We start from the raw sequence: 14,182 nt of genomic DNA on the forward strand, positions 1-14,182 counted from the left end.
TTAAGAAAGGATGCTATAAATGAGTGGAAATATCATAACGATATATGGTGAAGTATCAGAATTAATTGAAAAGAAATCTGCTGAGTTAATTAAACAATATTTACAGCAGCCTAAAGATGATTTTAATTTCGTGAAATTCAATTTATATGAGACTGATTTATCAGCCATTATTGAAGAATCACTAACAATGCCTTTCTTTTCTGATAAAAAAGTAGTTCTTATTCAAAATGCTTATGTTTTTACTGGTGAAAAACCACCTAAAGATATCAATCCAAACATTGATCAATTAATCAAATTTATTGAAAAATATGATGGAGAAACATTAATAATTTTTGAAGTTTATCAAGCTAAATTAGATGAACGTAAAAAAGTAGTAAAAACATTGAAGAAAAATGCGCAATTAAAGAAAATAGAGCAGATGTCAGAAGATGAAATAAAGCAATGGATAAAAAATGAATTACATGCAAATTATAAAGATATAAAGCAAGATGCATTAGATTTGTTTATTGAACTTACTGGTATACAGTTTAATATAGTAAAGCAAGAGATTGGTAAGTTAGTGCTATTTTTAGAAGATAGGGCAACTATTAATAAACAGGACGTAAATCAAATTGTAAATAGAAGTTTAGAACAAAATGTATTTTTATTAACTGAATATATACAAAAAAATGATAAAGAAAAAGCTATACAATTAGTTAAAGACTTAATTGCAATGAAAGAAGAGCCAATTAAATTATTAGCATTAATTACTAGTAACTATAGACTTTTTTATCAAAGTAAAATCTTAAGTCAAAAAGGGTATAGTGGGCAACAAATAGCTAAAACTATTTCAGTGCATCCATATCGTGTGAAACTTGCACTTAATCAAGCGAGACATTATAAATTAGAAAGTCTATTGAATATAATAAATAGTTGTGCTGAAACAGACTATAAGCTTAAATCATCATATATGGATAAACAACTTATTTTAGAACTCTTTATTCTTTCTTTATAATCTTCAAAGAATTTACAGTTAAATAAATTATAGGAAATAATAAGTTACAAAAAAAGTTCAAGCCTCGGCTTGAACTTTTTATTATTTAGCAGCTGTCATTAATGAAGATTTAATACGAGCAGCTTTGTTTTTGTGGATTAAGTTGCTTTGAGCAGCTTTATCTACTTTTTTCAAAGCGAAACTTACTAAGTCAGCTTTATTATCAGCATTAGCTTCTGTAGCTGATTTAGCTCTCTTAACTGCTGTACGCATTTCATTTTTTTGAGAAATGTTACGCTCCTCAGCAGTGTGAGTTGTTTTAACACGTTTAATTGCAGATTTAATGTTTGGCATGTGTGTCACCTCCTAAAAGTGATCTTCGCTATCAAATTTAATTTGATTACAACAAGAAATATTTTATCAAAATGACGCAGATTCTGCAATCATTTATTTGGTAATGTGCTTAAAAATCCTGTTTTCAGGCAACATATATAGAAATATATACTTTGTACTCTATATATTATATGCTATGTGTGAGTGTTGCAATAAGTAATATTTACACAATAATCTATTCTATTCCTTATGAAGTTTGCAATTGTATGCTAAAAACGTTATTATATCAAAGAATGTCATACATATTTACGGGCTAGAATTATGAAAGTGAGAATGATAATACATGGATAAACAAGAACGTTTAGATAGACGTAAAAATATAAGGAACTTTTCTATTATCGCACATATCGACCATGGTAAATCGACTTTAGCAGATAGAATATTAGAAAATACCAAGTCAGTTGAAACTAGAGATATGCAAAACCAATTACTCGATTCAATGGATTTAGAAAGAGAACGTGGTATTACAATTAAACTAAATGCAGTAAGATTGAAATATGAAGCTAAAGATGGTGAAACATATACGTTCCATCTAATTGATACACCTGGTCATGTCGACTTCACATATGAAGTTTCAAGATCATTAGCGGCCTGTGAAGGTGCTATTTTAGTAGTAGATTCAGCGCAAGGTATCGAAGCGCAAACATTAGCGAATGTATATTTAGCTTTAGATAATAATCTTGAATTATTGCCTGTTGTGAATAAAATTGATTTGCCAGCTGCAGAACCAGAACGTGTCAAACAAGAATTGGAAGATGTTATCGGCATTGATAAAGATGAAGTGGTGCTTGCAAGTGCAAAATCTAATATTGGTATTGAAGATATATTAGAAAAAATTGTTGAAGTTGTCCCTGCACCTGAGGGTGATCCTGATGCACCATTAAAAGCACTGATATTTGATTCGGAATATGACCCTTATAGAGGCGTTATATCTTCAATACGTGTTATGGAAGGTGCGGTTAAAGCTGGTGATCGAATAAAAATGATGGCTACCGGTAAAGAATTCGAAGTGACGGAAGTAGGAATTAACACTCCAAAACAGTTACCTGTTGAAGAATTGACTGTTGGGGATGTTGGATATATCATTGCAAGCATTAAAAATGTCGATGATTCTCGCGTGGGTGATACAATTACAAATGCAGATAGACCAGCCGAACAAGCATTGCAAGGATACAAGAAAATGAATCCTATGGTATTCTGCGGTTTATTCCCGATTGATAATAAAGATTATAACGATTTACGTGAAGCTTTAGAAAAATTACAACTTAATGATGCCTCTTTAGAATTTGAACCAGAATCGTCTCAAGCACTTGGATTTGGTTATCGTACAGGTTTCTTAGGTATGTTGCATATGGAAATTATTCAAGAACGTATTGAACGTGAATTTGGAATTGAATTAATTGCGACTGCACCGTCAGTAATTTATCAATGCATCATGAAATCTGGGGAAGAAGTTGCTGTAGATAATCCTGCACATATGCCAGAACGTGATAAAATCGATCAAATATTTGAGCCGTTTGTTCGTGCAACAATGATGGTGCCTAATGATTATGTAGGTGCTGTAATGGAATTATGTCAACGTAAACGAGGTCAATTTGTTAACATGGAATATATGGATGATATCCGAGTGAATATTATTTATGAAATTCCATTGTCTGAAGTTGTTTTCGATTTCTTTGATCAATTAAAATCAAATACAAAAGGTTATGCATCATTTGATTATGAATTTATTGATAATAAAGAAAGTGATTTAGTTAAGATGGATATCTTATTAAACGGTGAGAAAGTAGACGCATTAAGCTTTATCGTTCACAAAGACTTTGCATATGATAGAGGTAAAGCTTTAGTTGAAAAATTAAAAACACTAATACCTCGTCAACAATTCGAAGTGCCGGTACAAGCTGCTGTTGGTCAAAAAATCGTTGCACGTACTAACATTAAGTCGATGGGTAAAAACGTATTGTCTAAATGTTATGGTGGCGATATCAGTCGTAAGAGAAAATTACTTGAAAAGCAAAAAGCTGGTAAAGCTAAAATGAAAGCTGTAGGAAATGTGGAAATACCACAAGATGCATTTTTAGCTGTTCTTAAGATGGACGAAGATTAATAACAAACTCATTGGGGCCTTAAATCCATACGATTTATGCCCCAGTTTTTTGTGTTAATCCTATAAGTTTCAAAAAATGAAAGTAGGTGAACGCATTATGGAAGTGAAAAGCGCTTATATCCACATTCCTTTTTGCGTGAGAATATGTACGTATTGTGATTTTAATAAATATTACATTCAAAACCAGCCTGTTGATACGTATATTGATTGTTTAATACAAGAAATGCAAAACAGTAAAGTGCGTGAATTAGAAACTATATTTGTTGGTGGTGGCACACCAACAGCACTAAATATAAAGCAATTAAAAAGGTTGCTAGAAGCAATCACTGAAATTTTTACGATAAATGGTGAATTTAGTTTCGAAGCTAATCCTGATGAATTGACATTAGAAAAGGTTCAATTATTGAAAGACTATGGTGTTAATAGATTATCAATGGGTGTACAAACATTTAAGCCTGAATTATTAGAAATATTAGGTAGAACACATAACACAGAAGACATTTATAAATCTGTTGATAATGCTAGGGCTGTTGGCATTGAATCTATAAGTCTAGATTTGATGTACCACTTGCCAAAACAAACATTAGAAGACTTTAAGGAAAGTTTGGAAAGTGCACTTTGTATGGATATCGATCATATTTCAAGTTATGGTTTGATTTTAGAACCTAAAACACAATTTTATAATATGTATCGTAAAGGTCAGTTACAAGTACCTAATGAAGATATTGGTGAAGAAATGTATGAATATCTATTAAACAGAATGGCAAAGTCTGATATGCATCAATATGAAATATCAAATTTCGGCAAGCAAAACCATGAATCTGAACACAATAAAGTATATTGGAAAAATGAAGGTTATTACGGGTTTGGAGCAGGTGCAAGTGGATATGTTGATGGAGAACGCTATAATAATGTGAATCCAGTAAATCACTATATTAAAAAAATTCAAAATAATGAACGACCTTTACTTGATTCAACATTTCCTACGAAAACTGAACAAATGGAAGAAGAAATGTTCTTAGGTTTGCGAATGAATAAAGGTGTCAATAAAGCAAGATTTGCTGAAAAGTTTAATCAATCAATTGAAACTGTATATGGTCAAGTAATTAAAGATTTAATTTCAAAGGAATTGTTATTTGAGAAAGATGGGTATTTAGCAATGACTGAGCGTGGAAAAGTAATTGGAAATACGGTCTTTGAGTCTTTTTTATTAAATGTATAAATTTTAATGCTTTAACATTGACTTACTTTGACCAATTTGATAAATTATAGTTAGCACTTGATACAAAAGAGTGCTAATGAGGTGAAAGCATGATTAGTGATAGACAATTGAGCATATTAAATGCAATTGTTGAAGATTATGTTGATTTAGGTCATCCAATTGGTTCTAAAACTTTGATAGAGCGACACAAGTTAAATGTAAGTCCAGCGACAATTAGAAATGAAATGAAGCATCTTGAAGATTTGAAACTTATCGAAAAGGTGCATAGTTCATCTGGACGTTCGCCTTCAGAAGTTGGTATAAGATACTATGTGAATCAATTATTGCAACAAACATCTCATCAACAACAAATTAAAATCCAACGTTTAAAAGAGTTATTAGCAAGTAATCATTATGATATTTCATCAGCATTAAGTGCATTTGCAGATGAATTGTCAATTGCTTCACAATATACTACGTTGGTGATGCGTCCAAATCATAAAAAAGATATTATTAATAACATTCATTTGATTCGTGCTAATGATTATCTGATTATCATGGTCGTTGTATTTACTTCTGGTCATGTAGAGCATTTACATTTAGCATCACAAGCTCCTTTGACAAATGATGAATTAACAAAGATTTCTAACTTTGTTAGCGCAAAGTATAACGAGTGGAATAAAACTCAATTCGAAGATGAATTGAATACCTTTGTAAAGTCAACATTTGAAAAAGAATTTATCAAGGATATGCTAAATACAATTGAAGTTCATTTTGATGATCAAAGTAATGGCATTTTTATGGGTGGTAAGGTTAAACTTATTGATGCATTGAATGAAACTAATGTATCTTCAATTCAACCTATTTTGCAATATATCGAATCAAATAAAATCGCGCAATTGCTTGATGACATGAACAATGCTTCAATCAATGTGAGAATTGGTCATGAAATTGAATCAAGTTTGAGTGATATATCTATCGTTACAAGTGAATATCACATTGATGATAGATTAAAAGGAAAGATAGCAGTAATTGGACCAACAGCTATGAATTATCAAAATGTTATCAGATTACTAAATACGATTTGGTAATTTTAAATATGTATTGGAGGGCAGACAATGACAGAAAAAAATGAATCAGTCTTTGATCAAGCTGAGGAAAATGACCAAACGACTAATAATGAACAGTCAGTTGAAAACGAATCAGAAAATCAAACTGATGAAACAACAGAACAAACAGAAGAAAATCTGCAGGATGACAATACAGAAGATTTTAATACAGATGTAGATCCTAAAGATGAAGAAATTCAACAATTGAAAAAAGATGTACAAGAAAATGAAGAAAAATATTTAAGATTATATGCAGAATTCGAAAATTACAAACGTAGAATTCAAAAAGAAAATCAAACAATGAGAGCTTATAAGTCTCAAGATGTATTGAATGATATTTTACCTACGTTGGATAATATCGAACGTGCGTTACAAATAGATGGTGAAGATGAACAATTCAAATCACTGAAAAAAGGTGTAGAAATGGTTCATGAAAGCTTATTAAATGCTTTAAGTAATAATGGCCTAGAAAAAATTGAAACAGAAGGCCAAGCATTCGATCCAAATGTACATCAAGCTGTTGTTCAAGATGATAATCCAGACTTCGAGTCAGGACAAATTACTCAAGAACTACAAAGTGGTTATAAATTGAAGGAGAGAGTATTAAGACCTTCGATGGTTAAAGTAAATCAATAATTTTTGATGAAAATACCCAATTTTATAAACAAACAGGAGGAAATTTATTATGAGTAAAGTAATAGGTATAGACTTAGGTACAACAAATTCATGTGTTTCTATTTTAGAAGGTGACGAACCAAAAGTAATTCAAAATCCAGAAGGTGCTAGAACAACACCATCTGTTGTTGCATTCAAAAATGGAGAAACTCAAGTAGGTGAAGTTGCGAAACGTCAAGCAATTACAAACCCTAACACAATTCAATCTATCAAACGTCATATGGGTACTGATTACAAAGTTGATGTTGAAGGTAAATCTTACACACCTCAAGAAATTTCAGCAATGGTATTACAAAATTTAAAAAGTACAGCTGAAGATTATTTAGGTGAAAAAGTAGAGAAAGCAGTCATTACTGTTCCTGCTTACTTCAATGATGGTGAACGTCAAGCTACTAAAGATGCTGGTAAAATAGCTGGTTTAGAAGTTGAACGTATTATCAATGAACCAACAGCTGCTGCATTAGCTTATGGTCTAGATAAAACTGAAACTGACCAAAAAGTACTAGTATTTGACTTAGGTGGCGGTACATTTGACGTTTCTATACTAGAATTAGGTGACGGCGTATTTGAAGTACTTTCAACTGCTGGTGATAATAAACTAGGTGGAGATGATTTTGACCAAGTCATCATTGACTATTTAGTATCTGAATTTAAAAAAGAAAACGGCGTAGATTTAGGTCAAGATAAAATGGCGCTTCAACGTTTGAAAGATGCTGCTGAAAAAGCTAAAAAAGACTTATCAGGTGTGTCACAAACACAAATTTCATTACCATTTATTTCAGCTGGAGAAAGTGGTCCATTACACTTAGAAATCAACTTAACACGTTCTAAATTTGAAGAGTTAGCTGACTCATTAATCAAACGTACTATGGAACCAACTCGTCAAGCTATGAAAGATGCTGGATTATCAAGTTCAGAAATTGATGAAGTTATTTTAGTTGGTGGTTCTACAAGAATCCCAGCAGTTCAAGAAGCTGTGAAAAAAGAAGTAGGTAAAGATCCTCACAAAGGTGTTAACCCTGATGAAGTAGTTGCTATGGGTGCAGCAATCCAAGGTGGCGTTATCACTGGTGATGTTAAAGATGTTGTATTATTAGACGTTACTCCATTATCATTAGGTATTGAAATTATGGGTGGACGAATGAATACACTTATTGAAAGAAATACTACAATCCCTACATCTAAATCACAAGTTTATTCAACTGCCGCTGATAATCAACCAGCTGTTGATATCCATGTATTACAAGGTGAGAGACCAATGGCATCTGACAATAAAACACTTGGCAGATTCCAATTAACTGATATTCCACCAGCACCACGTGGTGTACCACAAATTGAAGTAACATTTGACATTGACAAAAATGGTATTGTAAATGTTACAGCAAAAGACTTAGGCACAAACAAAGAACAAAATATTACAATCCAATCAAGTTCTTCACTTTCTGATGACGAAATTGATAAGATGGTTAAAGATGCTGAAGAAAATGCTGAAGCAGATAAAAAACGTCGTGAAGAAAGTGACTTAAGAAACGAAGCTGATAGCTTAGTATTCCAAGTTGAAAAAACAATCACTGATTTAGGTGAAAATATTAGCGATGAAGATAAGAACAATGCTGAAGAGAAAAAAGAAGCATTGAAAACGGCTTTAGAAGGCGATGATACAGATGATATCAAAGCTAAAAAAGAAGAATTAGAAAAAGTTGTTCAAGAATTATCAGCAAAAGTCTATGAACAAGCTGCACAAGCACAACAACAAGCTCAAGGTGAAGATGCAAATGCTTCAAACGATAGTAATGTTGAAGATGCTGAATTTAAAGAAGTTAAAGATGAAGACGATAAAAAATAAGTTTAATCTTTAATGCATTGTAGTTCATCATATTAACTAAATATGAGACAATTGCTTAGCCAAATTAAGTCAAAGTCAATTGAACATTGGCTTTGACTTTTTCTTTTTTTATAAGTGATTTAACAAAATAGTAAAAGGAGAGAGCATAGTGGCCAAAAGAGATTATTATGAAGTCCTTGGTGTTAGTAAAAGTGCTTCTAAAGATGAAATAAAAAAGGCTTATCGTAAACTATCAAAACAATATCATCCAGATATCAACAAAGAAGAAGGTTCAGATGAAAAATTCAAAGAGATATCTGAAGCTTATGAAGTCTTAAGTGATGAGAATAAACGTGCTAATTATGATCAATTTGGACACGACGGTCCACAAGGTGGTTTTGGTGGCCAAGGCTTTGGTGGTCAAGACTTCAGTGGATTTGGTGGTGGCGGATTTGAAGATATATTCAGTTCGTTCTTTGGTGGTGGCCGTCAACGTGACCCTAATGCACCACGTAAAGGTGATGACTTACAATATACAATGACAGTAACTTTCGATGAAGCTGTTTTTGGTGCAGAGAAAGAGATTTCTATTCGTAAAGATGTTACTTGTCATACATGTGATGGTGAAGGAGCAAAACCAGGTACGAATAAGAAGACTTGTTCATATTGTAGTGGTGCAGGACATGTATCAGTTGAACAAAATACAATTTTAGGTCGTGTACGCACTGAAAAAGTTTGTCCTGTGTGTAGTGGTTCAGGACAAGAATTTGAAGAACCATGTCCAACATGTAATGGTAAAGGTACAGAAAATAGAAATGTTAAAATTAGCGTAAAAATACCAGAAGGTGTTGATAACGAGCAACAAATTAGATTGGCAGGTGAAGGTGCTCCAGGTGAAAACGGTGGTCCTCATGGTGATTTATATGTTGTATTTAGAGTTAAACCATCTGAAATATTTGAACGTGATGGCGATGACATTTATCATTCATTAGATATCAGTTTTGCTCAAGCTGCTTTAGGTGATGAAGTGAAAGTGCCAACTTTAAATGGTAGTGTAATGCTAACAATACCTTCAGGCACACAAACTGCTAAACAATTTAGACTAAAAGACAAAGGTGTTAAAAATGTTCATGGTTATGGTCATGGTGATCTATTTATTAACATAAATGTCGTAACACCTACCAAAATGAGTGACAGACAAAAAGAATTGTTAAGAGAATTTGCAGAAATTAGTGGCGAAGAGATCGAAGAACAACCTTCTAATTTTAGAGACAAAGCAAAAAGATTCTTTAAAGGAGAATAGTAAATGAACTGGACCGAAATATCAATTACTGCAAACCATGAAGTGTCACCAATTATTACTAATATATTAGAAAATGCTGGATCTAACGGTGTCGTGATTGAGGACTCAAATGACTTGAATCATGAATTTGAAGATAAATTCGGCGAGATATATAATTTGAAATCTTCCGATTATCCTGAAACAGGTGTACGTTTAAAGGCTTATTTCAATGAAATGAAATTTGATGAGCATTTTAGAGCAAAATTAATTCAGCAAATTTCCGAAATAGAAGATTTAGACCAAAATATTTTTAAATTTGAAGAACATTCGATTCAAGAGCAAGATTGGGAAAATGAATGGAAAAATTATTTTCATCCATTTCGAGCATCTAATTTATTTACAATTGTTCCTAGTTGGGAGCAGTATGATAAAGAAGAAAATGATGAATTATGCATTGAGTTAGATCCTGGTATGGCATTTGGTACAGGTGATCATCCAACAACAAGTATGTGCTTAAAGGCAATAGAACGTTATGTATCACCAGATAATTCAGTAATTGATGTTGGAACAGGTTCAGGTATTCTAAGTATTGCTGCACATCTCATTGGTGCAAAACGTATTAAAGCGTTAGATGTAGATGATTTGGCTGTGAGAGTTGCAAAAGAAAACTTTGCTAAGAATAACTGTGAAAGTTATATTGAAGCTGTTCCAGGAAATTTATTAAAAGAAGAAAATGAAAAATTTGATATTGTAATTGCCAATATTTTAGCTCATATTATTGAAGAAATGATTGAAGATGCTTATAATACTTTAAATGAAGATGGTTATTTTATAACTTCAGGTATAATTGAAGAAAAACACGAATCCATTGTAGAACAGATGAAGCGTGCAGGTTTTAAAATTATTTCTATTGATCATGATAACAGTTGGGTATGTATCGTTGGTCAGAAAGTGGGCGAATTATAATGCAGAGATACTTTATTAACCAAAACGCTGATGAAAATCAGCGTTTTTTTATTGAAGATAAAGGTGATATACATCATATAGTGAATGTAATGAGACATCAAGTAGGTACTAAAATCATTGTTACTTTTAGTAATGAGCAAGCATATAAATGTGAAATTAGTAGTATTCAAAATGATTACATAGAAGTGCATTTGATTGAGAATCTAGAAATAGATACAGAACTACCACAAAAAATTACAATATGTAGTGGTTTAATCAAAGCAGATAAATATGAGTGGATGCTTCAAAAAGCGACCGAATTAGGTGCAAATGATTTTATTGCGGTAGGAATGCAACGTTCAGTTGTAAAATTAACTGAAAGTAAAGTTGATAAAAAACTAGACAGGTGGCAAAAAATCATCAAAGAAGCAGCTGAACAAAGTTATCGTTTAGTTATTCCAGAAATACAGTATAAGTCGAATTTAAAAATGATATATGATAATATAAATGAATATGATTATGTACTGATTGCCTACGAAGATGCTGCAAAAGATGGGGAAGCTAGCACCTTTAAAAAGCAAGTTCAAAATTTCAAGTCTGGTGATCGTGTATTAGTCATTTTCGGGCCAGAGGGCGGCTTATCATCTGATGAAGTTGAAATGTTCAACGCAAATGCTTCACAGGTAGGGCTTGGTCCTAGAATTTTAAGAGCTGAGACAGCACCATTATATGTCTTAAGTGCTGTAAGCTATCAAAAAGATTTGTTGGGGTGATATTTATGGCAACAGTTGCATTTCACACATTAGGTTGTAAAGTAAATCATTATGAAACTGAGGCAATTTGGCAATTATTCAAAGAGGCAGATTATGACAGAGTTGATTTCGAAACAAATGCTGACGTATTTGTGATCAATACTTGTACTGTCACAAACACAGGTGATAAAAAAAGTAGACAAGTAATAAGACGTGCTATCAGGCAAAATCCCGACGCAGTAGTCTGCGTAACGGGTTGTTATGCCCAAACATCGCCAGCTGAAATTATGAATATTCCTGGTGTTGATATTGTTGTAGGAACTCAAGACAGAAATAAATTAATTGGATATATTGAAACATTCAAAAATGAAAGACAACCAATTAATGGTGTCGGAAATATTATGAAAAATAGAACTTACGAAGAATTGGAAGTACCATATTTCACTGACCGTACACGTGCATCACTTAAGATTCAAGAAGGATGCAATAACTTTTGTACGTTTTGTATTATTCCTTGGGCAAGAGGCCTAATGCGTTCTAGAGAACCGGAAAAAGTAATCGCACAAGCAGCACAACTTGTTGATTCAGGTTATAAAGAAATTGTATTAACAGGTATACACACAGGTGGTTATGGTCAAGATTTGAAAAATTACAATCTCGCCCAATTACTTCGCGATTTAGAAACTATAGATGGATTAGAACGAATCAGAATTTCTTCAATTGAGGCGAGTCAACTAACTGATGAAGTTATTGAAGTTATTGCACAATCAAATAAAGTTGTAAGACACTTGCATATACCACTTCAATCTGGTTCCGACATAGTGCTTAAGAGAATGAGAAGAAAGTATACTATGGCTCATTTTTCAGAAAGACTAACACGTCTGCATGAAGTCTTACCTGGGTTAGCAGTGACAAGCGATGTTATTGTTGGATTTCCTGGAGAAACTGAAGAAGAATTTCAAGAAACCTATGATTTTATAGTAGATCATCAATTTTCGGAACTGCATGTATTCCCTTATTCTCCTAGAATTGGAACACCTGCAGCAAGAATGGACGATCAAATCGAAGAAGAAGTCAAAAACGAACGTGTTCATCGATTGATTAATTTAAGTGACCAACTAGCTAAAACCTATGCATCTAAGTTTGATCAAGATGTGTTAGAGATAATTCCAGAAGAATCGGGTGAAGAACCAAATACCTTAGTTGGTTATGCTGATAATTACATGAAAGTTCAATTTACCGGAGATGAATCGCTAATAGGACAACTGGTTAAAGTTAAGATTAATAAACCAGATTATCCTATTAATCAAGGGGAATTATTAAGAGTAGTTGATCATGCAACAAATAAAACTGAACGCTCAGTCTTAGTGTGAAATTTCTGATTTAATAATTTTAAAAGTATGTTTAAAACAGGCGAAGTTTGTTTAAAAGCTTTCATTGATTTGTTATTAAATTGAATTTCTTGAAAATACTGATACAATCGACTTTAACAAGATTATTATTTGAGTATGGAAAAATTTTTAAACTTAAAATAAATGCAACTTAAATAGCTTCAAAGCCTGTCATTGAGCCATTTTTATAATTTTATTAACAAGAAGTCAATAAAGGGGAAAATTTCCTAATTGACCACATTAATCAGATATATTATACTAACTTATACATGGTTCAAAACCATGTAATGATAATAAAGTTTCGTTGATATTTGGAGGGAGGGAAATACACATGTCTAAAACAGTAGTCAAAAATAACGAATCACTTGAAGATGCTTTACGTCGTTTCAAACGCTCAGTTTCTAAAAGCGGTACGATTCAAGAAGTACGTAAACGTGAATTTTACGAAAAACCAAGCGTTAAACGTAAAAAGAAATCAGAAGCTGCACGTAAACGTAAATTCAAATAATTAATTGTTTCGTTGACTCCCTCAACACCAACATTAATTATAAAAGCAAAGCCTTAGTTGAATATTCAACTAAGGCTTATTTTTTGTCCTAAATTAAGACAATATAAATGCATTGATTTTATTTCAAAATTTGATTTTAACACCGTTAATGTAATAATATTTTGAAATTAATAAGCAATATTAAAATTATTAAATAACTTAAATATTGGCAAAAATAAAATAAAACTAAATAATATGATGCTATCTCTATAATCGCATATTAATTTCATGTATAATTAAGTAGAGAGCGAGGTGATAGGGTGTTTTCTTCGGGTAGTATACATACAGTCTTTTTAACAGCTTTTGGCGGAAATGGAGATTGGATGAATTATTTAGCAAATATAATTGTGAATCCTGTGATTGCACTTATTTTAACGTGTATAATTTTTATGGGATTTTTATATCAACTATACTCAAAACGTATTAATTTAATAGGAATTTTAGCTACATTAGCTTTACTTATCTTCTTTTTAGGATTTTTCATTAAAGGAGATGTTAATTTCTATTCAGTAATACTGTTTGCTATAGGTGTACTATTTGTAATCATTGAATTGTTTGTAGTAGGTGCAATTATAGGTATTATTGGTATTACGTTTATTGTCTTAAGTATTGTCACTTTAGGTGATAATTTAATTTTTATGATTGCAAATGTTGTTGTTGCGCTTATATTATCAATCATTGAATGGGTGGTACTTGTGAAAATTTTCAAACGAAACATTCCATTTTTGGAAAAAGTTGTACTAAAAGATTCTACAAATGCAGAGGCTGGATACACTTCACATGAAGATCGCTCTTATTTAGTTGGCCAAACTGCGACTACGTCAACTGACTTAAGACCAGCTGGTATTATTACATACAATAATGAACGTATCGATGCAGTTTCTGATGGATCATTTATTTTACGAAATAAAGAGGTCACAATTTTAGAAGTAGAAGGTACGCGTGTTGTTGTAAGAGAAATCGAATCATAAAGGAGAGAAAA

The 14,182-nt window shown here is 32.1% G+C and carries 13 protein-coding genes; 12 read left to right on the plus strand and 1 reads right to left on the minus strand.

Annotation, left to right across the window (positions count from 1 at the left end; translation table 11 throughout):
- The first annotated feature begins 19 nt into the window (after positions 1-19).
- A complete protein-coding gene (gene holA, locus MHZ36_RS04695; protein ID WP_239229918.1) occupies positions 20-994 on the plus strand; it encodes a DNA polymerase III subunit delta in 975 nt (324 codons plus the stop codon).
- An 81-nt stretch (positions 995-1,075) separates the two neighbouring features.
- Here holA and rpsT read toward each other — a convergent pair whose 3' ends face one another.
- Entirely contained in the window at positions 1,076-1,327 is a 252-nt protein-coding gene (gene rpsT / locus MHZ36_RS04700; RefSeq protein ID WP_239229919.1) for a 30S ribosomal protein S20, read from the minus strand.
- A gap of 322 nt (positions 1,328-1,649) precedes the next feature.
- Here rpsT and lepA point away from each other — a divergent pair, with 322 nt between their 5' ends.
- From lepA to MHZ36_RS04755, 11 genes are all read left to right on the plus strand, one after another.
- Positions 1,650-3,473, plus strand: a complete 1,824-nt coding sequence (gene lepA / locus MHZ36_RS04705; protein ID WP_239229920.1) for a translation elongation factor 4 — start codon at positions 1,650-1,652, stop codon at positions 3,471-3,473.
- Positions 3,474-3,570: 97 nt separating this feature from the next.
- Positions 3,571-4,695: a radical SAM family heme chaperone HemW gene (hemW, locus tag MHZ36_RS04710; RefSeq protein WP_239229921.1), complete on the plus strand. Its 1,125-nt coding sequence runs from the start codon at positions 3,571-3,573 to the stop codon at positions 4,693-4,695.
- 89 nt (positions 4,696-4,784) lie between these two features.
- Positions 4,785-5,765: a heat-inducible transcriptional repressor HrcA gene (gene hrcA / locus MHZ36_RS04715; RefSeq protein WP_239229922.1), complete on the plus strand. Its 981-nt coding sequence runs from the start codon at positions 4,785-4,787 to the stop codon at positions 5,763-5,765.
- Positions 5,766-5,792: 27 nt separating this feature from the next.
- The gene (grpE, locus tag MHZ36_RS04720) at positions 5,793-6,419 is read left to right on the plus strand and encodes a nucleotide exchange factor GrpE (RefSeq protein ID WP_239229923.1); all 627 of its coding nucleotides are present in this window, start codon (positions 5,793-5,795) and stop codon (positions 6,417-6,419) included.
- A gap of 49 nt (positions 6,420-6,468) precedes the next feature.
- Positions 6,469-8,304 carry a molecular chaperone DnaK gene (gene dnaK, locus MHZ36_RS04725; RefSeq protein ID WP_239229924.1) on the plus strand — a complete coding sequence of 612 codons (1,836 nt, stop codon included), beginning with the start codon at positions 6,469-6,471 and terminating at the stop codon, positions 8,302-8,304.
- Between the two features lie 148 nt (positions 8,305-8,452).
- On the plus strand, positions 8,453-9,586 hold the full coding sequence (gene dnaJ, locus MHZ36_RS04730) for a molecular chaperone DnaJ (RefSeq protein WP_239229925.1): 1,134 nt from the start codon (positions 8,453-8,455) through the stop codon (positions 9,584-9,586).
- 3 nt (positions 9,587-9,589) lie between these two features.
- The gene (prmA, locus tag MHZ36_RS04735) at positions 9,590-10,531 is read left to right on the plus strand and encodes a 50S ribosomal protein L11 methyltransferase (protein WP_239229926.1); all 942 of its coding nucleotides are present in this window, start codon (positions 9,590-9,592) and stop codon (positions 10,529-10,531) included.
- Positions 10,531-11,283 (plus strand): 16S rRNA (uracil(1498)-N(3))-methyltransferase, encoded by a 753-nt coding sequence (locus tag MHZ36_RS04740; RefSeq protein ID WP_239229927.1) that lies wholly within the window; start codon positions 10,531-10,533, stop codon positions 11,281-11,283. The genes prmA and MHZ36_RS04740 overlap by 1 nt, the downstream gene beginning before the upstream one ends.
- Before the next feature lie 5 nt (positions 11,284-11,288).
- The gene (mtaB, locus tag MHZ36_RS04745) at positions 11,289-12,635 is read left to right on the plus strand and encodes a tRNA (N(6)-L-threonylcarbamoyladenosine(37)-C(2))-methylthiotransferase MtaB (RefSeq protein ID WP_239229929.1); all 1,347 of its coding nucleotides are present in this window, start codon (positions 11,289-11,291) and stop codon (positions 12,633-12,635) included.
- A 349-nt stretch (positions 12,636-12,984) separates the two neighbouring features.
- Entirely contained in the window at positions 12,985-13,161 is a 177-nt protein-coding gene (gene rpsU / locus MHZ36_RS04750) for a 30S ribosomal protein S21 (protein WP_042738558.1), read from the plus strand.
- A gap of 362 nt (positions 13,162-13,523) precedes the next feature.
- On the plus strand, positions 13,524-14,171 hold the full coding sequence (locus MHZ36_RS04755) for an NfeD family protein (RefSeq protein ID WP_239229984.1): 648 nt from the start codon (positions 13,524-13,526) through the stop codon (positions 14,169-14,171).
- Positions 14,172-14,182 lie beyond the last annotated feature (11 nt).

It is taken from the genome of Staphylococcus sp. ACRSN (assembly GCF_022346615.1).
In the GTDB taxonomy this organism is placed as follows: Bacteria; Bacillota; Bacilli; order Staphylococcales; family Staphylococcaceae; genus Staphylococcus.